Below are 342 nucleotides of genomic sequence, written 5' to 3' on the forward strand. Positions count from 1 at the left end.
TAAAGCCAGCTCTTTCTTACTTAGATATCATTCGTGATGTGAAAAATAACTTTAATTTACCAATCGTTGCTTACAACGTAAGTGGTGAATATTCAATGATTAAAGCGGCAGCGCAAAATGGTTGGATTAATGAAAAAGAAGTTGTGCTTGAAAAATTAATTAGCATGAAACGTGCAGGAGCAGACTTAATTATTACGTATCATGCGAAAGATGCAGCAAAATGGTTGCAAGAAGGAGGCGTTAAATAATGAAAAAGTTTGATAAGTCAATTGCAGCGTTTGAAGAGGCGCAAGATTTAATGCCTGGTGGCGTAAATAGCCCAGTTCGTGCCTTTAAGTCTGT

At 36.8% G+C, this 342-nt stretch carries 2 pseudogenes; both read left to right on the plus strand.

The features are described from left to right. Nucleotides 1–248: pseudogene (locus tag MR160_RS34150) on the plus strand (porphobilinogen synthase); the annotation flags it as partial. Further along, nucleotides 248–342 (plus strand): annotated as a pseudogene (locus MR160_RS34155) (aminotransferase class III-fold pyridoxal phosphate-dependent enzyme); the annotation flags it as partial. The pseudogenes MR160_RS34150 and MR160_RS34155, both read left to right, overlap by 1 nt.

Source organism: Bacillus cereus group sp. BfR-BA-01382 (assembly GCF_022663475.1).
GTDB lineage: Bacteria > Bacillota > Bacilli > Bacillales > Bacillaceae_G > Bacillus_A > Bacillus_A thuringiensis_S.